The 17,854-nt window shown below is 67.4% G+C and carries 17 protein-coding genes and 1 pseudogene; 3 read left to right on the plus strand and 15 right to left on the minus strand.

All coding sequences use genetic code 11. The annotated features are described in order from the left end of the window. Positions 1-9 precede the first annotated feature (9 nt). Positions 10-1,017: an N-acetylornithine carbamoyltransferase gene (locus tag ACO2Q2_RS10505; protein WP_423255721.1), complete on the minus strand. Its 1,008-nt coding sequence runs from the start codon at positions 1,015-1,017 to the stop codon at positions 10-12. 386 nt (positions 1,018-1,403) lie between these two features. Further along, the gene (locus ACO2Q2_RS10510) at positions 1,404-1,943 is read right to left on the minus strand and encodes a glycine zipper 2TM domain-containing protein (RefSeq protein ID WP_423255723.1); all 540 of its coding nucleotides are present in this window, start codon (positions 1,941-1,943) and stop codon (positions 1,404-1,406) included. A gap of 163 nt (positions 1,944-2,106) precedes the next feature. Between ACO2Q2_RS10510 and cysS the strand changes: the two genes are divergently transcribed. Both cysS and ACO2Q2_RS10520 read left to right on the plus strand, forming a co-directional pair. Continuing rightward, positions 2,107-3,471: a cysteine--tRNA ligase gene (gene cysS, locus ACO2Q2_RS10515; protein ID WP_423255725.1), complete on the plus strand. Its 1,365-nt coding sequence runs from the start codon at positions 2,107-2,109 to the stop codon at positions 3,469-3,471. A 73-nt stretch (positions 3,472-3,544) separates the two neighbouring features. Further along, entirely contained in the window at positions 3,545-3,973 is a 429-nt protein-coding gene (locus ACO2Q2_RS10520; RefSeq protein ID WP_423255727.1) for a SufE family protein, read from the plus strand. A gap of 104 nt (positions 3,974-4,077) precedes the next feature. On the opposite strand, the gene ACO2Q2_RS10525 is transcribed toward ACO2Q2_RS10520, so the two are convergent. From ACO2Q2_RS10525 to acnD, 12 genes and pseudogenes are all read right to left on the minus strand, one after another. Next, entirely contained in the window at positions 4,078-4,251 is a 174-nt protein-coding gene (locus tag ACO2Q2_RS10525; protein ID WP_423255728.1) for a hypothetical protein, read from the minus strand. Further along, entirely contained in the window at positions 4,248-5,312 is a 1,065-nt protein-coding gene (gene arsB, locus ACO2Q2_RS10530) for an ACR3 family arsenite efflux transporter (protein WP_423255730.1), read from the minus strand. Before arsB ends, ACO2Q2_RS10525 begins: the two co-directional genes overlap by 4 nt. A gap of 28 nt (positions 5,313-5,340) precedes the next feature. Beyond that, on the minus strand, positions 5,341-5,763 hold the full coding sequence (gene arsC / locus ACO2Q2_RS10535) for an arsenate reductase (glutaredoxin) (RefSeq protein ID WP_423255767.1): 423 nt from the start codon (positions 5,761-5,763) through the stop codon (positions 5,341-5,343). A 24-nt stretch (positions 5,764-5,787) separates the two neighbouring features. Then, a pseudogene (locus ACO2Q2_RS10540) lies at positions 5,788-6,282 on the minus strand (arsenate reductase ArsC); the annotation flags it as partial. Beyond that, on the minus strand, positions 6,279-6,629 hold the full coding sequence (locus ACO2Q2_RS10545) for an ArsR/SmtB family transcription factor (RefSeq protein WP_423255731.1): 351 nt from the start codon (positions 6,627-6,629) through the stop codon (positions 6,279-6,281). The gene ACO2Q2_RS10545 and the pseudogene ACO2Q2_RS10540, both read right to left, overlap by 4 nt. A 479-nt stretch (positions 6,630-7,108) precedes the next feature. Then, a complete protein-coding gene (locus tag ACO2Q2_RS10550; protein WP_423255732.1) occupies positions 7,109-7,297 on the minus strand; it encodes a hypothetical protein in 189 nt (62 codons plus the stop codon). A 17-nt stretch (positions 7,298-7,314) separates the two neighbouring features. After that, positions 7,315-8,454 (minus strand): OmpA family protein, encoded by a 1,140-nt coding sequence (locus tag ACO2Q2_RS10555; RefSeq protein WP_423255733.1) that lies wholly within the window; start codon positions 8,452-8,454, stop codon positions 7,315-7,317. A 286-nt stretch (positions 8,455-8,740) separates the two neighbouring features. Then, positions 8,741-9,880, minus strand: coding sequence for an OmpA family protein (locus ACO2Q2_RS10560; protein ID WP_423255734.1), 1,140 nt, complete (start codon positions 9,878-9,880; stop codon positions 8,741-8,743). A 133-nt stretch (positions 9,881-10,013) separates the two neighbouring features. Further along, positions 10,014-11,465, minus strand: a complete 1,452-nt coding sequence (locus ACO2Q2_RS10565; protein WP_423255735.1) for a bifunctional 2-methylcitrate dehydratase/aconitate hydratase — start codon at positions 11,463-11,465, stop codon at positions 10,014-10,016. A 138-nt stretch (positions 11,466-11,603) separates the two neighbouring features. After that, entirely contained in the window at positions 11,604-12,788 is a 1,185-nt protein-coding gene (gene prpF, locus ACO2Q2_RS10570; RefSeq protein WP_423255736.1) for a 2-methylaconitate cis-trans isomerase PrpF, read from the minus strand. A 16-nt stretch (positions 12,789-12,804) separates the two neighbouring features. Further along, positions 12,805-13,191: an endonuclease domain-containing protein gene (locus ACO2Q2_RS10575; protein WP_423255737.1), complete on the minus strand. Its 387-nt coding sequence runs from the start codon at positions 13,189-13,191 to the stop codon at positions 12,805-12,807. A 47-nt stretch (positions 13,192-13,238) separates the two neighbouring features. Continuing rightward, positions 13,239-15,848, minus strand: a complete 2,610-nt coding sequence (gene acnD, locus ACO2Q2_RS10580) for a Fe/S-dependent 2-methylisocitrate dehydratase AcnD (protein ID WP_423255768.1) — start codon at positions 15,846-15,848, stop codon at positions 13,239-13,241. A 397-nt stretch (positions 15,849-16,245) separates the two neighbouring features. Here acnD and ACO2Q2_RS10585 point away from each other — a divergent pair, with 397 nt between their 5' ends. Continuing rightward, positions 16,246-16,920 carry a TerC family protein gene (locus ACO2Q2_RS10585; protein ID WP_423255738.1) on the plus strand — a complete coding sequence of 225 codons (675 nt, stop codon included), beginning with the start codon at positions 16,246-16,248 and terminating at the stop codon, positions 16,918-16,920. Between the two features lie 7 nt (positions 16,921-16,927). Here ACO2Q2_RS10585 and ACO2Q2_RS10590 read toward each other — a convergent pair whose 3' ends face one another. Continuing rightward, a complete protein-coding gene (locus tag ACO2Q2_RS10590; RefSeq protein ID WP_423255739.1) occupies positions 16,928-17,791 on the minus strand; it encodes a hypothetical protein in 864 nt (287 codons plus the stop codon). Between the last annotated feature and the right edge of the window lie 63 nt (positions 17,792-17,854).

Here is a 17,854-nt window from a genome sequence, read left to right on the forward strand (position 1 = left end):
CGGCGCGACTCAGCCCTGCCCGATCAGCGAGGCCATCACCGCCTTCTGCACGTGCAGGCGGTTCTCGGCCTCGTCGATGGCAATGCAGGCAGGCGAATCCATCACCGCGTCGGTGGCCTTGACGTTGCGGCGCAGCGGCAGGCAGTGGCTGAACAGGCCGTGGTCGGTGAGCGCCATCTTCGCCTCGTCGACGATGAAGTGCCTGTTGGCCTCGCGGATTGGTTTCTCCTGCTCCCAGCGGCCGAAGTACGGCAGCGCGCCCCAGCTCTTGGCGTAGACCACGTGCGCACCCGAGTAGGCTTCCTCGATGTCGTGGCTGACCTTCAGCGAGCCGCCGTTCTGTGCGGCGTTCAGACGGCCAAACGCCATGTAGCGCTCGTCCAGCACGTAGTCGGGCGTGGGGCACAGCAGGGTCACGTCCATGCCCATCCTGGTGGCGATCAGCAGTGCCGAGTTGGCCACCGCGGTGTTGAGCGGCTTGGGATGGTAGGTCCAGGTCAGCACGTACTTCTTCTTCGTCAGGTCGCCCAGGTGCTCGCGCATGGCCAGCGCATGGGCCAGCTCCTGGCAGGGGTGGGTGATCGTCTCCATGTTGATCACCGGCACCGTGGCGTACCGGGCGAACGCCTTGATGACCTTGTCCTCGCGGTCCACCGACCAGTCCTGGAACTTCGGGAAGGCGCGCACCGCGATCAGGTCGACGTAGCGGCTCAGCACGCGCGCCACCTCGGCGATGTGCTCCTCGGCATCGCCGTCCATCACGCTGCCCACCTCGAACTCGATCGGCCACGCGTCCTTGCCCGGCGCCAGCACGATGGCGTGGGCGCCCAGGTGGAACGCGCCCAGCTCGAAGCTGGTGCGGGTGCGCATCGAGGGATTGAAGAACAGCAGCGCCACCGACTTGCCGGCCAGCTGCTGCCCGCGCGGCGAGCGCTTGAACGCGGCGGCCTGCTCCAGCAGCGCGTCGATCTCGGCGCGGCTGCAGTCCTGGGTGGTGATGAAATGCCGAAGGGTCATGGTGGAATCGCTCTTGATGAATGGTCCGGCCATGGATGGCCGGTCTTGCCATGCGCGGACGGATCCGCGTGAGGTAAATCGAAAACGAAAAAACCCGGCGCGAAGGCCGGGTTTTTCAGTCGTTGCACATGGAACAGCAGCGCGCGACAGCCTACCCGGCCGAATGTCGGACCAGCGGTCGGCGCGCACGCGACGTCATCCCGGCGGCCATGCGGGCGCTGGTGAGGACGTTGGCGGTATAGACGGCTGTGGACATGACGGACCCGGGCAGTGGAAGCCGGATGATGGCGGCAATTTCGCTGCCGTGCAACAAATTTTGCCGCAGGGGCCTGAAAACGCGACCGCCGCCCGAAGGCGGCGGTCGTGACGATTGCGGGCGGCACCGGTCAGTCGGCCGGTTCCACGCTCACCCGCACGCGCAGGCGCTCGCCGGGGTCGTAGTTGAGGCGCGAGGTATACACCTCGCCGCGGTAGCGGTACTCCACGTCGTAACTGGTGATGCGGCGCTGCTCGCTGACCCGGCTCACCTCGCGGCAGCGGGTCACGGTGTCCTCGTACTCGCGGCCGCTGCCGGCCGCCCGATGGCCGATCGCGCCGCCGGCCACGGCACCGACCACGGTGGCCGCCTTGCGGCCGTCACCCTTGCCGACCGTGTTGCCCAGCACGCCGCCCACGATGGCACCGAGCACCGTGCCGGCCGTGGTGTTGCCGCCCTCGCGGCGCACCACCGGCTGGTCGTAGCACTCCTGCTGGGGCGCCTCGGTGCGCACCACCGCGTAATTCGGATCGACCCGCAGCACGTCCGCCCAGCCGTAATGGCTGCCGTCGTAGCCACCGCGGCCAGGCGGCGGTCCGTAGCGGTCCTGCGCGTGGACGGTACCGGCAAGCAGGGTCAGTGCCAGCACGGGAAACAACATCTTGCTCATTGCGGACTCCAGCTCGGGAGAAGTAGCCGGCCCCCTGTCGGGCCATGTCGCATTCGAGCAAATTCACTCTGAATCCACGCTTAGAACGACCTTGGCCGACGGCGCAGCCTGGGCCTTGTTAAGATGCCCGGCCCTGTTTTGCCCGCCGCCGGAACCCCCGCCGATGCCGATTTCGCTCTACAACAGCCTCAGTCGCCGCGTCGAACCGTTTGCGCCGCTGAATCCCGAGCGCGTCACCGTGTACCTGTGCGGTCCCACCGTGTACAGCTACGTGCACATCGGCAACGCGCGCGGCCCGGTGGTGTTCGACGTGCTGGTGCGGTTGCTGCGGCGGCACTACCCGCGCGTGGTCTACGCCCGCAACATCACCGACGTGGACGACAAGATCAACACCGCCGCGCTCGAACAGGGCGTGCCGATCGGCGCGATCACCGACCGCTTCGCCGCCGCCTACCGCGAGGACATGGCCAGCCTCGGCATCGCCCCGCCCGACGTCGAGCCGCACGCCACCGCCCACATCGGCGAGATCATCGCGATGATCCAGACACTGATCGCCGGCGGCCACGCCTACGCTGCCGAAGGCCACGTGCTGTTCGACGTGGCCTCCTACGCCGCCTACGGCGCGCTGTCCGGCCGCGACACGGAAGAAATGATCGCCGGCGCCCGCGTCGAGGTGGCGCCGTACAAGAAGAACCCCGCGGACTTCGTGCTGTGGAAACCGTCCACGCCCGAACTGCCCGGCTGGGACAGCCCCTGGGGCCGCGGCCGCCCCGGCTGGCACATCGAGTGCTCGGCGATGAGCGCGGCGCATCTGGGCGAGACCATCGACATCCACGCCGGCGGCATCGACCTGCAGTTCCCGCACCACGAGAACGAGATCGCCCAATCCACCTGCGCCCACGGCGGGAAGACCTTCGCGCGCTGGTGGATGCACAACGGCATGCTCACCTTCGACGGTCGCAAGATGTCCAAGTCGCTGGGCAACGTGCTGCACGTCCACCAGCTGCTCCAGCAGCACCCGCCCGAGGCGCTGCGTCTGCTGCTGCTGCGCGGCCACTACCGCCAGCCGCTGGACTGGTCGGACAACGCGATCGCGCAGGCGACCAGCACGCTGGACGGCTGGTACCGCGTGCTGCGCGATCTGGAATCGGTGCCGATGATCGAAGGCGCACTGCCGGTGCCGGAAAGCATCGAGGGGGCGCTGTGCGACGACCTCAACACGCCGCAGGCGCTGGCCGAGCTGTCGCTGCTGGCCGATGCGGCGCGGCAGTCGGGCACGGCGACGGCCAAGACCGCCCTGCTCGGCGGCGGCGCGGTGCTCGGCCTGCTGCAGCAGGACCCGCAAGCGTGGTTCCAGCGCGGCGCCGACGGCGTCGACGGCGCACGCGTCGAGGCCCTGCTGGAAGAACGTCGCGCCGCGCGTGCGGCGAAGGACTTCGCCCGCGCCGACGCGATCCGCGCCGAGCTGACGGCGATGGGCGTGGTGATCGAGGACGGCGCGCAGGGCACGCGCTGGAGCGTGATGTAGGAGCGCACCCTGTGCGCTCCTACAACCATGCGACCAGATCGCTTCCAGCGGGCATGAGCGCGATAATGCGCGGATGACAGAAACGACCACCACCGCCCGCGACGCGCAACAACAGATCGCCGAGGAGTTCGCCTTCTTCAGCGACTGGACCGAGCGTTACCAGTACCTGATCGACCTGGGCAAGCAGTTGCCGCCGTTCCCCGAGGATGCGAAGACCGAGGCGAACCGCGTGCACGGCTGCCAGTCGATGGTGTGGCTGGTGCCCAGCGGCGATGCGTCGAAGATGCACTTCGACGCGGCCAGCGACTCGGCGATCGTGTCCGGCCTGATCGCCCTGGTCCTGCGCGTCTATTCCGACCGCCCGGCCGCCGAGATCGTGGCGACCGAGCCGGAGTTCATCCAGGCCATCGGCCTGGCCAAGCACCTCTCGCCCACGCGCTCCAACGGGCTGGCCGCGATGCTGGCCAAGCTCAAGGCCTACGCGGCCGCGGCGCTGGCTTGAGCAGGCGCGAAAGCGTCGCGGCTGAAGCCGCTCCCACAGGTCGAGGTAGTTGACACGTGCTGCGACGGGGCACGGCAGGGAAGTGCATCGCGAGGCAGGCCGCTCTACATGTTGGCGAGGGTTTCGCTGACCGCAGCTCCGAGCACCGGCTGGTTCGCCTCGCGCCGCTCGGCATAGCGATCCACCAGCTGCGCCGCATGCGGCTGCAGCAGCACGGTGAAGCGCACCAGCTCCACCATCACGTCGACGATGCGGGCGTAGTAGGCCGCGGGCTTCATGCGCCGGCCTCCGCCGTCACCGGAAAGCGCGACTGCATCGCCCGCGCCGCATGCACCAGCGCCAGCAGCACCGGCACCTCCACCAGTGGTCCGATCACCGCGGCAAGGGCCACCTTCGACGCCAGCCCGAACGCGGCGATCGCCACCGCGATCGCCAGCTCGAAGTTGTTGCCGGCGGCGGTGAACGCCACCGCCGTGGTGCGCGGGTAGTTGGCGCCGACGAAGCGCGCCATCGCGAAGCTCACCGCGAACATCACCACGAAGTACACCACCAGCGGCAGCGCCACGCGCAGCACGTCGCCCGGCAGCGCGAGCAGCTCGCCGCCCTTGAGGCTGAACATCGCCACGATGGTGAACAGCAGCGCCACCAGGGTGATCGGCCCGATCCGCGGCAGGAAGCGCTCGGCGTACCAGCGCTCGCCCTTCGTGCGGATCAGCACGCGCCGGCTCAGCCAGCCGGCGGCGAACGGGATGCCGAGGTAGATCAGCACCGCCCCGGCAATCGTGGAAAACGCCACCGGCACCACCTGCCCGGCCAGCCCGAACATGGGCGGCAGCACGCCGAGGAAGAACCATGCGTACGCGCCGAAGGTGAGCAGCTGGAAGATCGCATTGAACGCCACCAGGCCCGCCACGTACTGATTGTCGCCACCGGCCAGCTGGTTCCACACCAGCACCATCGCGATGCAGCGCGCCAGACCGATCAGGATCAGGCCGGTCATGTATCCGGGCTGGTCGCGCAGGAAGATCACCGCCAGCGCGAACATCAGCAGCGGCCCGATCACCCAGTTCTGCAGCAGCGACAGCCACAGCAGCCGGCGGTCGGCGAACACCTGGTGCAGCTCCTCGTAGCGCACCCTGGCCAGCGGCGGATACATCATCAGCACCAGGCCGATCGCGATCGGGATATTGGTGCTGCCGATGCTCAGGCGGTCGAGTGCCGCGGGCAGCGCGGTGAACAGCGAGCCGAGCAGCACGCCCAGCGCCATGGCGGCGAAGATCCACACGGTGAGGTAGCGGTCGAGAAACGAAAGGCGAAGGCGCGGGGCGGCGGCGGTCATCGGTGAACCCGGAAAGTGTGAAAGGAAATCAGCCGACGCGACGGCCCTGGGTATCCAGCACCGCCTCGCCATCCTCCTTGACGAAGGCGCCGCGCGGACGCAGCGGCAGCAGCTCGAGCACGCGCTCGGACGGCCGGCACAGCGCCACGCCCAGCGGCGAGACGACGAGCGGCCGGTTGATCAGGATCGGATGGGCGAGCATGGCGTCGAGCAGCGCGTCATCCGACAGCGTGGTGTCGTCCAGGCCCAGCTCGGCATACGGCGCGGCCTTCTCGCGGATCAGCGCGCGCAGCGGCTCGCCGGTGCGGGCGGCGAGCTGGGCGAGCAGCGCGCGGCTCGGCGGCGTCTTCAGGTACTCGATCACGTGCGGCTCGAAGCCGCAGTGGCGGATCAGCGCCAGCGTGTTGCGCGAGGTGCCGCAGTCGGGGTTGTGGTAGATCACCACGTCCACCGGCACGGTCGCGGCGCTGGCGCCCTCGCTGCGGCCGATCTGCTGCAACTGCGCGCGCAGCGACTCGCGCTCCAGTCCTGCCAGCGGCAAGGCGGTGAAGGCGCGGATGCGGTTGGCCAGCAGTCGGAACGCGGTGTGGAAGGCCTGCTCGCGTTGTTCGGGGGTGCCGGTGGCGGCGGCCGGATCCCCGATACCCCAGTGCGCGGTCAGCGGATGCCCTGGCCAGATCGGGCAGATCTCGCCAGCGGCGTTGTCGCAGACGGTGAAGACGAAGTCCATCACTGGCGCGTCAGCGGCGGCGAACTCGTCGACGTTCTTCGAACGCAGACCATCGATCGGATGCCCCACGTCCCGCAGCAGCCTGAGCGCCAGCGGGTGCACCTCACCCCTGGGCCGGCTGCCGGCCGAGAACGCGCGAAAGCGCCCCTCGCCCAACTGGTTGAGCAGACTCTCGGCAAGGATCGAGCGCGCCGAATTGCCGGTGCACAGGAACAGCACGTTGAAGATGTGATCGGTCATGGAATGGCCTTGGCAGGTGGGCAGCAGGCCAGTTCGGCCAGCAGCGACGTGCACAGTCCGGGATGGGCGTTGCAGCAGTCGCGGGCGAGAAACAGCATCAGGGCACGCAGCGTGTCGAGCCGGGCGCGGTAGATCATCGAGCGGCTGCGCCGTTCGGCATGCACCAGGCCGGCGCGGGCCAGTACACCCAGGTGCGTGGACATGGTGTTCTGTGGCACGTCGAGTGTCGTGGCCACGTCGCCCGCCGGCATGCCGTGCGGCTCGTTCGCCACCAGCAGGCGGAACACCGCCAGCCGGGTGGGCTGGGCGAGCGCGGCAAGGGTAGCGAGTGCATCGTTGTTATCCATATATCTAGAATTATGGATATATTTGCGCAAGGCAAGACCCTCGGGGGGGGAGCCGAAATTCTCTGGTTCCCTCACACACCACCGTACGTGCGGTTCCGCATACTGCGTTAACGCGTGACACTGAGATACCGGCTGGTATGGTCATGGTGACCCACCGCAGCCGGTCGAAGAAGGTTTCAGGAACGCGTGATTCATGTGGCTGGCACCACTGTTCACCACGGGCCTTGCCCATGGTGGCCCGAGCGCCAGGCCAGCGCCTCCGACAGCCCTCGTTGGTGCAGCATGGCGCTACGCCGCGGCCGCGTCCTGGCCTGTCGCCATACCAGACGGCGCAGCCGACACCGCAGCCATTCGTCGAGGTCCTTCCACAGCGCCTTGCTCTGGCTGAGCTGTGAATACCCACCCATCCTCGCAGCACCGGGTTCAGTGCCTTGATGGGGAAAATAGTTCATTTATTTCGCAAGCGCTACAGCTAGCGGTCATGTCATCAAGCCAGCGTTTTGCCTCAGGTTTCCTCCAGACGGCCAGTCACCCGGATCGCCCTTGCCTCTGGTCAACTCTTTCCCTTTTCCCTTGCCGAGTGAGTAGAGGAAGTTCACTTCGAAGGCAAGTGCGTCCTGCCTGCGCACCCGAAAAGAAGAAGCCCGGCGGATGCCGGGCTTCTTCATAGGTACCGCGGCAGTGCTTACTGCTGCACCTGCAGCTCCGTGCGGCGGTTGCGGGCGCGACCGGCCTCCGTGTCGTTCGTGTCCACCGGATCGTTCTCGCCGTGGCCGATCGGGCCTTCCAGGCGGCTCGCATCGATCCCGTGCGCCGTCAGGTAGTCGTACACGATCTGCGCGCGACGCTCCGACAGCCCCTGGTTGTACGCGTCGGTACCCACCGAGTCGGTATAACCGGCCACCGTCACCTTCACCTGCGGGTAGCGCTGCAGCGTGTCCACCGCCTGGTCCAGGATCGACAGCGAGTCCGCCGTCGGCTCGGCCAGCGCCTTGCCGATCTCGCCCGCCTTCACGTGACCCTTCTTCGGGTAGTCGAACTTGAAGTTCACCCCGCGCAGGTCGATCACCACCTTCTGCGGGCAACCGTCCGGACCCACGATCGTGCCGGCCGGCGTCGCCGGGCACTTGTCGTCGCAGTCGTTCACCTGGTCGCCGTCGCTGTCCAGCGTCGAGCAGTCCGGCGCCGCCGGGGCCGGCGCAGCGACCGGAGCCGGCGCCGCCGGCGGCGCGCCGAAGCGCGACACGATGCTGAAGCCCAGGAACCAGTCGCCGTAGCCGTCCTGCGCCGGCTGGCTCTTGTCGTCAAAGTCGTAGCGGTAACCAGTCTCCATGCGCACGTCCGAGCTGTCCGTGATCGTCTTGGACACGCCCACGCCCAGCTCCGCCGCCGGCGACCAACCGCTGTCTCCACGGTTGTGATGGTTGCTGCCCATCACGCCAACCAGCAGGTACGGACGCCACGCGGTCCACTCGCCCCGATAGAAACGGGCCGCCACGCCGAAGCTGTTGTTCGACCAGTTGCCGCCGCCCACCGCCGAGTCCACGTCACGCTTGGTGCGGTCGGCGAACAGGTCGATCGAGGCATTCGGCGAAATGAACCGGCCCACGCCCAGACCGTAGTAAATCTGGCGGCTGTTCGTGTTGCGATCCGTGTCGTTGTAGTAACCGCCGATCGTCGGCGCGATATACCAGCGGTCGTCATAGCTCGACGAGCTCATGCTCGGCGCGCTGTCCGCCGGCGCCGGGGCCGCGTCCTGCGCATGAACGGCACCCACGCCGCCCAGGGCCAAAGCAATCAGAAAATACAAGCCCTTACGTTTCATCAGGTGTCTCCTTTGATTATTGGTTTTCGCGTCCATTCCACATCAGACGGAAATCGCGCATCAGAACTGAACACAAACAAATGGAGCGTTGCCGCTCCTCACCTGGCGTTCCTGCCGCAAGCCGGACGAAGTGTATCAAAACCGTTAAATCATGGGATGCAAATCACATTGCACCGCCGCAACCCGGTGAGGCGTTGTTCAGGAAACACAAGCTCCTTTTCCACCTGCTCCCGAAAAGAAGAAGCCCGGCGGATGCCGGGCTTCTTCATAGGTACCGCGGCAGTGCTTACTGCTGCACCTGCAGCTCCGTGCGGCGGTTGCGGGCGCGACCGGCCTCCGTGTCGTTCGTGTCCACCGGATCGTTCTCGCCGTGGCCGATCGGGCCTTCCAGGCGGCTCGCATCGATCCCGTGCGCCGTCAGGTAGTCGTACACGATCTGCGCGCGACGCTCCGACAGCCCCTGGTTGTACGCGTCGGTACCCACCGAGTCGGTATAACCGGCCACCGTCACCTTCACCTGCGGGTAGCGCTGCAGCGTGTCCACCGCCTGGTCCAGGATCGACAGCGAGTCCGCCGTCGGCTCGGCCAGCGCCTTGCCGATCTCCGACGCCTTCACGTGACCCTTCTTCGGGTAGTCGAACTTGAAGTTCACCCCGCGCAGGTCGATCACCACCTTCTGCGGGCAACCGTCCGGACCCACGATCGTGCCGGCCGGCGTCGCCGGGCACTTGTCGTCGCAGTCGTTCACCTGGTCGCCGTCGCTGTCCAGCGTCGAGCAGTCCGGCGCCGCCGGGGCCGGCGCAGCGACCGGAGCCGGCGCCGCCGGCGGCGCGCCGAAGCGCGACACGATGCTGAAGCCCAGGAACCAGTCGCCGTAGCCGTCCTGCGCCGGCTGGCTCTTGTCGTCAAAGTCGTAGCGGTAACCAGTCTCCATGCGCACGTCCGAGCTGTCCGTGATCGTCTTGGACACGCCCACGCCCAGCTCCGCCGCCGGCGACCAACCGCTGTCTCCACGGTTGTGATGGTTGCTGCCCATCACGCCAACCAGCAGGTACGGACGCCATGCGGTCCACTCGCCCCGATAGAAACGGGCCGCCACGCCGAAGCTGTTGTTCGACCAGTTGCCGCCGCCCACCGCCGAATCCACGTCACGCTTGGTGCGGTCGGCGAACAGGTCGATCGAGGCATTCGGCGAAATGAAGCGGCCCACGCCCAGACCGTAGTAAATCTGGCGGCTGTTCGTGTTGCGATCCGTGTCGTTGTAATAACCACCAATCGTCGGCGCGATATACCAGCGGTCGTCGTAGCTCGACGAGCTCATGCTCGACGCGCTGTCCACCGGCGCCGGGGCCGCGTCCTGCGCATGAACGGCACCCACGCCGCCCAGGGCCAAAGCAATCAGAAAATACAAGCCCTTACGTTTCATCAGGTGTCTCCTTGGTGATTTCTTTAGTTTTTCGAATCTTTCAGGGCGCAGCCGCAGCGGCGATCACGAGGGCTTCGCGAATGACGAACACCGCTACCCTTAAGACGAAATCGATTATGGGCTCACGCTGTCTTTACAATGTGAAAAGTTCCATGAAACGCTGAACCGGCATCGAATCGAGCGAAGCGGGATCGGCCGTTGCCCGCATGATCGTCTTGACCTTGTGGGCCGGAAGCTGGCCACGCATCGCAGCCTCGAACTTCCCGAGCAGTACCGGCAGGCCTTCGGCGCGACGCCGGCGATGGCCGATGGGAAAGTCGATCGCCACCCTCCCGGTGCTGGAGCCGTCCTTGAAGAACACCTGCACCGCGTTGCCGATGAAGCGCTTGTCCGGATCGAAGTAATCCCTGGTGAACTGCGGATTCTCGCTGACCACCATCCGGTCGCGCAGGGCATCGATGCGCGGATCGGCAGCCACGTCGTCGCCATAGTCGTCGGCGGTGAGGCGGCCAAAGATCAGCGGCACGGCCACCATGTACTGGATGCAGTGATCGCGGTCGGCGTAATTGGCCAGCGGGCCGGTCTTGTCGATGATGCGACGGCCCGCCTGCTGGGTCTCGATCTCGATCCTCTCGATCTGGTCGAGCCTGCCGGCGACCTGGTCGTGCAGCTGCATCGCGCACTCCACTGCGGTCTGCGCGTGGAACTCGGCGGGGAAGCTGATCTTGAACAGCACGTTCTCCATCACGTAGCTGCCGAACGGCCGCTCGAACTCGAACGCCTTGCCCTGGAAGGCGACGTCGTAATAGCCCCAGGTCCGGGCGGACAGCGCCGACGGATACCCGACCTCGCCGCGGTACACGGCGTTGATCGCATGGATGACGGCGCGGCGGCAGGCGTCACCTGCGGCCCAGCTCTTGCGCGGCCCGGTGTTCGGCGCGTGGCGGTAAGTGCGCAGTGCGCCGTTGTCGATCCAGCTGTGGGATACGGCCGTGGTGATTCGCTCCTTGCTGCCGCCCAGCATCGCGGTGGTCACCGCGGTGGAAGCCAGGCGCACCAGGATCACGTGGTCCTGGCCGACGCGGTTGAAGCTGTTCTTCAGCGCGTAGCAGCCCTGGATCTCGTGCGCCTTGATCGCCCAGGTCAGCACGTCGCGCACGGTCAGCGGCTGGCCGCCTTCGCGCCCGGCCTTGCGGTCGAGGTAATCGGCCACGGCCAGGATCGCGCCGAGGTTGTCCGACGGGTGGCCCCATTCGGCTGCCAGCCAGGTGTCGTTGAAATCGAGCCAGCGGATCTGCGTGCCGATCGCGAACGCGGCCTGCGCGGGATCGAGCTCATGGCTGGTGCCCGGCACGCGTGCGCCGCCCGGCAGCGTCGCTCCGGGCACCAGCGGGCCGAGGTGCTTGACGCACTCGGGAAACTTCATTGCCAGCATCGCCGTGGCCAGCGAGTCGAGCAGCATGATGCGCGCCGTGTCGTACGCCTCGGTCGAGTCGATCGAGTAATCGGTCACGTAGTCGGCGATGTCGACCAGTGGCTGGTCGGGCTCCGGACGCCGGGCGGAACGGATATCGCGCACGCTCATGAGGCGGGTCTCCTGAAGACAGTGAATCGGGCACGGCATCGGGACGGTCGATTCCACCCGGTTTGCGGCCATCCCCGTCGAGAGTAGCCGCGCGAATGTCGCCGGAACGGGAAAATGTCGACGCCTGCCCGTGCGGGCTCACTGCGCGGGCACGCGCACCCGGCCTTCCATCAGCACGCGTGCGCTACGGCTCATGATCGCCTTGGTCACCGTCCACATGCCGTCGACCCGCACCGCCTCGGCGCCCACCCGCAAAGTCCCCGACGGGTGGCCGAAGCGCACCGACTGCCGCTCGCCGCCGCCGGCGGCCAGATTCACCAGCGTGCCGGGAATGGCCGCCGCGGTGCCGATCGCCACCGCGGCGGTGCCCATCATCGCGTGATGCAGCCTGCCCATCGACATCGCGCGCACCAGCAGATCGATGTCACCCGCCTTCACCGGCTTGCCGCTCGAGGCGACGTAATCGGCCGGCGGAGCGACGAAGGCCACCTTGGGCGTGTGCTGGCGCGTGGCGATCGCGTCCAGCGACTGGATCAGTCCCATGCGCAGCGCGCCGTGCGCGCGCACGGTCTCGAACATCGCCAGCGCTCTTTCATCGCCGTTGATGGCGTCCTGCAGCTCCGTGCCGGTGTAGCCGATCGCGGCGGCCTCGACGAAGATCGTGGGAATGCCGGCGTTGATCAGGGTTGCCCTGAGCGTGCCGACGCCCGGCACCTCCATGTCGTCGACCAGGTTGCCGGTGGGGAACATGGCCCCGCCCGCGCCGTCTTCCTCGGCCGCCGGATCGATGAACTCCAGCTGCACTTCGGCGGCCGGGAAGGTCACCCCGTCCAGTTCGAAATCGCCGGTCTCCTGCACCGCGCCGTCGGTCATCGGCACGTGGGCGATGATCGTCTTGCCGATATTGGCCTGCCAGATGCGCACGACCGCCATGCCGTCACGCGGCACGCGCGCCGGATCGACCAGGCCCGCCGCGATGGCGAACGGGCCGACCGCCGCCGACAGGTTGCCGCAGTTGCCGCTCCAGTCGACGAAGGCCTTGTCGATCGCCACCTGGCCGAACAGGTAGTCCACGTCGTGATCCGGTCGCGGGCTCTTGCCGACGATCACCGTCTTGCTGGTGCTGGAGGTGGCGCCGCCCATGCCGTCGATCTGCTTGCCGTAGGGATCGGGGCTGCCGATCACCCGCATCAGCAGGGCATCGCGCGCGGTGCCCGGCACCTGCGCCGCTCCGGGCAGGTCGTCGAGGCGGAAGAACACGCCTTTGCTGGTGCCGCCGCGCATGTAGGTGGCGGGGATGCGGGTCTGGGGCTTGTGGCTCATGGGAATACCTGTGCGATCAAGTTCGTTCACCTCCCCTCTCCCCTTGCGGGAGAGGGGCCGGGGGAGAGGGGGCGCCCTTGGCAAGTTCTTTCAGTACCACCTCAAGCACCGCTTCGATGTTCAGCAATATGTCGTCGTTCCAGAAGCGAAGAACGCTGAAACCCTGGCTCCGCAACCATGCGTCACGCTCTGCATCGCTGCTGCTGCCATTGTGCTGTCCGCCATCTGCCTCGACGATCAAACGTGCACCGAAGTGCACGAAATCCACGATATACGGCCCGATGGGTTGCTGCCGGCGGAATTTCTGATCGCACATGCGATGTACGCGGAGATGGCGCCAAAGCAGTCGCTCTGCCTCGGTCATCTCCTTGCGCAAAACCTTGGCGAACTGGCGCTGCTCCATGCCCCCTCTCCCCAACCCCTCTCCCGCGAGGGGAGAGGGGCGTCAGGTCACGCTGCCTGCGACGCTTCGAGGAAGTCCTGCGCGAAGCGCTGCAGCACGCCGCCCGCCTCGTAGATCGACACTTCCTCGGCGGTGTCCAGGCGGCAGGTCACCGGCACCTCGACGCGCTCGCCGTTCCTGCGATGGATCACCAGCGTGAGTTCCGCGCGCGGCATCCGCTGGCCCACCACGTCGAAGGTCTCGCTGCCGTCGATGCCCAGCGTCTTGCGGTCGGTGCCGGGCATGAACTGAAGCGGCAGCACGCCCATGCCGATCAGGTTGGTGCGGTGGATGCGCTCGAAGCCCTCGGCCGCGATCGCCTCCACGCCGGCCAGCCGCACGCCCTTGGCCGCCCAGTCGCGCGAGGAGCCCTGGCCGTAGTCGGCGCCGGCGATCACGATCAGCGGCTGCTTGCGCGCCATGTAGGTCTCGATCGCTTCCCACATGCGCATCACCTTGCCTTCCGGCTCCACGCGGGCCAGCGAGCCCTTCTTCACCGCGCCGTCGACCACCGCCATCTCGTTGACCAGGGTGGGGTTGGCGAAGGTGGCGCGCTGCGCGGTGAGATGGTCGCCGCGGTGGGTCGCGTACGAATTGAAGTCCTCTTCCGGCAGGCCCATCTTCGCCAGGTACTCGCCCGCCGCGCTGGTCGGCAGGATCGCGTTGGACGGCGACAGGTGATCGGTGGTGATGTTGTCGCCGAGCACCGCCAGCGGACGCATGCCGGTGAGGCTGCGCTCGCCGGCGAGGGCGCCCTCCCAGTAGGGCGGACGGCGGATGTAGGTGCTCTGCGCGCGCCAGTCGTACAGCGGCGCGGCGCGGGTACCGCCGCGGCCGGTGCGCGCGAACATCGGCTCGTAGACGGCGCGGAACTGCTCCGGCTTTACGCTGGAGGACACGATGGCGTCGATCTCCTCGTCGCTGGGCCAGATGTCCTTGAGCGTCACCGGCCGGCCGTCGGCGTCATGGCCCAGCGCATCGCGTTCGATGTCGAAGCGGATGGTGCCGGCGATGGCGTAGGCGACCACCAGCGGCGGCGACGCCAGGAACGCCTGCCTGGCGTACGGGTGGATACGGCCGTCGAAGTTGCGGTTGCCCGACAGCACGGCGGTGGCATACAGGTCGCGGTCGATGATCTCTTTCTGGATCGCCGGATCGAGTGCGCCGGACATGCCGTTGCAGGTGGTGCAGGCGAACGCGACGATGCCGAAGCCGAGCTTTTCCAGCTCCGGCAGCAGCTTCGCCTCCTTCAGGTACAGCTCCACCGCCCTGGAGCCGGGCGCCAGCGAGCTTTTCACCCACGGCTTGCGCACGAGGCCGCGCGCATTGGCGTTGCGCGCCAGCAGCGCCGCGGCGATCACGTTGCGCGGGTTGCTGGTGTTGGTGCAGCTGGTGATGGCGGCGATGATCACGGCGCCGTCGGGCATCTGGCCGGGCTGCTCCGTCCACTGCCCCGCAATGCCGCGCGCGGCGAGGTCGGAGGTCGGCAGGCGCTTGTGCGGGTTGGACGGGCCGGCCATGTTGCGCACCACCGAGGAGAGGTCGAACTTCAGCGTGCGCTCGTACTGCGCCCTGGCCAGCGCGTCGGCCCACAGGCCGGTGGCCCTGGCGTAGGTTTCCACCAGCTTCACCTGCTCGTCGCTGCGGCCGGTGAGGCGAAGATAGTCCAGGGTCTGCCTGTCGATGAAGAACATCGCGGCGGTGGCACCATATTCCGGCGCCATGTTGGAGATGGTGGCGCGATCGCCCAGGGTGAGCGCCGCCGCGCCCTCGCCGCGGAATTCGAGCCAGGCGCCCACCACTTTCGCGGCGCGCAGGAATTCGGTCAGCGCCAGCACGATGTCGGTGGCGGTGATGCCCGGCTGCGGACGCCCGGTGAGTTCGACGCCGATGATGTCGGGCAGGCGCATCCACGAGGCGCGGCCGAGCATCACGCTCTCCGCCTCCAGGCCACCCACGCCCACGGCGATCACGCCCAGCGCGTTCACGTGCGGCGTGTGGCTGTCGGTGCCCACGCAGGTATCGGGACAGGCCACGTCCTTGCCGTTCCCGTCGCACTGCACGCTGACCACCGGCGACATTTTCTCCAGGTTGATCTGGTGCATGATTCCGTTGCCCGGCGGGATCACGTCGACGTTCTCGAACGCGCGCCTGGTCCACTCGATGAAGTGGAAGCGGTCCTCGTTGCGGCGATCCTCGATCGCGCGGTTCTTGGTGAACGCGTCCGGGTCGAAGCCGCCGCATTCCACCGCCAGCGAGTGGTCGACGATCAGCTGCACCGGCACCACCGGATTCACCTTGGCCGGATCACCGCCGCGCTCGGCGATCGCATCGCGCAGGCCGGCCAGATCCACCAGCGCGGTCTGGCCGAGGATGTCGTGGCACACCACGCGCGCCGGGAACCACGGAAAATCGCGCTCGCGCCTGCGCTCGACGAGCTGCCTGAGCGACTCGGCGAGGATCGCCGGGTCGCAGCGGCGCACCAGGTTCTCGGCCAGCACGCGCGAGACATAGGGCAGCGTGTCGTAGGCACCCGGCCGGATCGCCTCCACCGCGGCACACGCGTCGAAATAGTCCAGCGACGTGCCAGTGAGGGATCGGCGATAGGCGGTATTCATGGACATCGGGAATCCTCGGGGTGAACGCTCGGCCGGCCGCGAGCCGACCACCAGCCCACGTGCGCCTCGCGAAGGTCGATCCTGCCCAGCGGACCTGGACGTTGCAGGCAAGCGGCAGCGCAAAACAGCTCCCCATTGTAGTGGCACCAGCCCCGCTCCTTGAGGGCCTGCGCTTGACGGGTACGCGTGACGGCCCCGAGAATGCCGGGCTACTGATCCCAAAGGGGAGTAGTTCCGGACGCCGGCCCATCGGGCGTCCGTGCGGTGGTCGTCATCACGAGCGGAACACCGCTCCGGTCACTGCAGCGGTCCTCCGCGAACGAGACTTTTGCGGTAATCACGGGGCTGCGTGCGGCCGTGGTTATTGCAATCGTCCCGCGCGCTGGAATCGAACCGCATGGATTTCCTCACCTCCGAATTCTTCTCCGGCCTGTTCGCCATCGTCCTGCTCGACCTCGTGCTGGCCGGCGACAACGCGATCGTGATCGCGCTGGCCGCGCGCAACCTGCCCGCGCGCCTGCAGAAGAAGGCCGTGTTCTGGGGCACCTTCGGCGCGGTCGCCGTGCGCGTGCTGCTGACCGGCGTGGTGGTCTATCTGCTCAAGCTGCCCGGCCTGATGCTGGCCGGAGGCCTGCTGCTGCTGCCAATCGCCTGGAAGCTGCTCAAGCACGAGGAGGAGAATCCCGACGTCAGCCCCGGCGACACCTTCTGGTCGGCGCTCAAGACCATCGTCGTTGCCGATGCCCTGATGGGCCTGGACAACGTGCTGGCCATCGCCGGCGCCTCGAAGGGACACATGGGGCTGGTGGTGCTGGGGCTTTTGATCAGCGTGCCGCTGGTGGTGTGGGGCAGCACGCTGATCCTGAGGCTGATCGGCCGCTTCCCGGTGATCATCTACGTCGGCGCCGGCGCGATCGCGTGGACGGCGGCGCGGATGATTGCGCACGACCACCTCATCGACGCCTGGTTCGATCCGCGACCCTGGGCGCGCTACGCACTGGACCTGCTGCTGGTGGTCGCCGTCTGCGGCGGCGGCTGGCTGGCCGAACGCCAGCGCCGCCGCCACGCGTGAGCCTCCGTCAGAAGCGGAAGTTCACGTACATCGAGGGGCCGTTCAACTTCATATCCAATCGGGCGGTGTAGTCGGTACGCCGCCAGTCGAGCTTGATCCGGCTGAAGTTGTATTCGGCCCCGAAGCCGACGTGCTCCCACGGCAGCCACTCCACGCCGAGTGCCGCGTTGTAGATGTGCCCGCTCAGCCGGCCGCCGTTCTTCTTCACGCCCGAGGCATCGATGTACATGCGCCACTGGTCGTTGAAGGAGTGGCGCCAGCCGAGCTGGAGCATCGGAGCCCAGGCACTGTCCTTGCTGCCGGTATCGACCGAGGCGGTCATTGTACCGTCCGGCAGGCCGGTGATCGCGCCCGGCCCGCTCAGGCGGGTATCGATCTGGTACCAGGCGCCACCCAGACCCACGCCGAAGGCATCGTTGCCCTGGCCAAACCACCATCGCCAGGCGACGCTGCCGAAATCAAAATCGAGCTTGGCACGCACGTTCGCGTTGGCCGCATAATCGACGCCGCCATAGCTGATATCCCGCACCAGCGAGGCAGTGCGGCTGCGATCGATGCTGTAGTAGTCCAGCGCCAGGCCCTGGTGGTCGCCGATGAGGAAGTCGGCGCGGGCACGCGGCACGGTCTCGTGATCCTTGAAGCCGAGATCGTCCTCGAGGTTGAAGGTGCCGGTGGCAAGTCCGCCGTTGTCGCTCGCACCGATGTCGGTATCGACGTTGGCGTAATAGCCGCCGATGCGGAACGAGGCGCGATCGAGCGCCGGCGAGGGAGAGTCGCTTTGCGCAAACGACGCCGAGCTCCATGCGGCGAGGGGAAGCAGCGAAAGCAGCGCGATACGCAGCGACGGGGAACGGGAGAAGCGAAGGGACATGACAACGGCTCCATGCACAGGCTGGCGAGTGGGAGCCGCGAGGTTGAGGAAACGTGCGTGCAG

Origin of the sequence: Dyella sp. KRB-257 (assembly GCF_049445995.1) — a bacterium.
In the GTDB taxonomy this organism is placed as follows: Bacteria; Pseudomonadota; Gammaproteobacteria; order Xanthomonadales; family Rhodanobacteraceae; genus Dyella_A.

Bases quoted from the DNA above. Each gene is read 5' to 3' on its own strand.
- prpF (WP_423255736.1), bottom strand. From the start codon at position 12,788: ATGAGCCACAAGCCCCAGACCCGCATCCCCGCCACCTACATGCGCGGC.
- ACO2Q2_RS10520 (WP_423255727.1), top strand. From the start codon at position 3,545: ATGACAGAAACGACCACCACCGCCCGCGACGCGCAACAACAGATCGCC.
- arsB (WP_423255730.1), bottom strand. From the start codon at position 5,312: ATGACCGCCGCCGCCCCGCGCCTTCGCCTTTCGTTTCTCGACCGCTAC.
- ACO2Q2_RS10510 (WP_423255723.1), bottom strand. From the start codon at position 1,943: ATGAGCAAGATGTTGTTTCCCGTGCTGGCACTGACCCTGCTTGCCGGT.
- cysS (WP_423255725.1), top strand. From the start codon at position 2,107: ATGCCGATTTCGCTCTACAACAGCCTCAGTCGCCGCGTCGAACCGTTT.
- ACO2Q2_RS10550 (WP_423255732.1), bottom strand. From the start codon at position 7,297: ATGAAGAAGCCCGGCATCCGCCGGGCTTCTTCTTTTCGGGTGCGCAGG.
- ACO2Q2_RS10585 (WP_423255738.1), top strand. From the start codon at position 16,246: ATGGATTTCCTCACCTCCGAATTCTTCTCCGGCCTGTTCGCCATCGTC.
- ACO2Q2_RS10545 (WP_423255731.1), bottom strand. From the start codon at position 6,629: ATGGATAACAACGATGCACTCGCTACCCTTGCCGCGCTCGCCCAGCCC.
- ACO2Q2_RS10560 (WP_423255734.1), bottom strand. From the start codon at position 9,880: ATGAAACGTAAGGGCTTGTATTTTCTGATTGCTTTGGCCCTGGGCGGC.
- ACO2Q2_RS10525 (WP_423255728.1), bottom strand. From the start codon at position 4,251: ATGAAGCCCGCGGCCTACTACGCCCGCATCGTCGACGTGATGGTGGAG.
- ACO2Q2_RS10555 (WP_423255733.1), bottom strand. From the start codon at position 8,454: ATGAAACGTAAGGGCTTGTATTTTCTGATTGCTTTGGCCCTGGGCGGC.
- acnD (WP_423255768.1), bottom strand. From the start codon at position 15,848: ATGAATACCGCCTATCGCCGATCCCTCACTGGCACGTCGCTGGACTAT.
- ACO2Q2_RS10575 (WP_423255737.1), bottom strand. From the start codon at position 13,191: ATGGAGCAGCGCCAGTTCGCCAAGGTTTTGCGCAAGGAGATGACCGAG.
- ACO2Q2_RS10590 (WP_423255739.1), bottom strand. From the start codon at position 17,791: ATGTCCCTTCGCTTCTCCCGTTCCCCGTCGCTGCGTATCGCGCTGCTT.
- ACO2Q2_RS10565 (WP_423255735.1), bottom strand. From the start codon at position 11,465: ATGAGCGTGCGCGATATCCGTTCCGCCCGGCGTCCGGAGCCCGACCAG.
- ACO2Q2_RS10505 (WP_423255721.1), bottom strand. From the start codon at position 1,017: ATGACCCTTCGGCATTTCATCACCACCCAGGACTGCAGCCGCGCCGAG.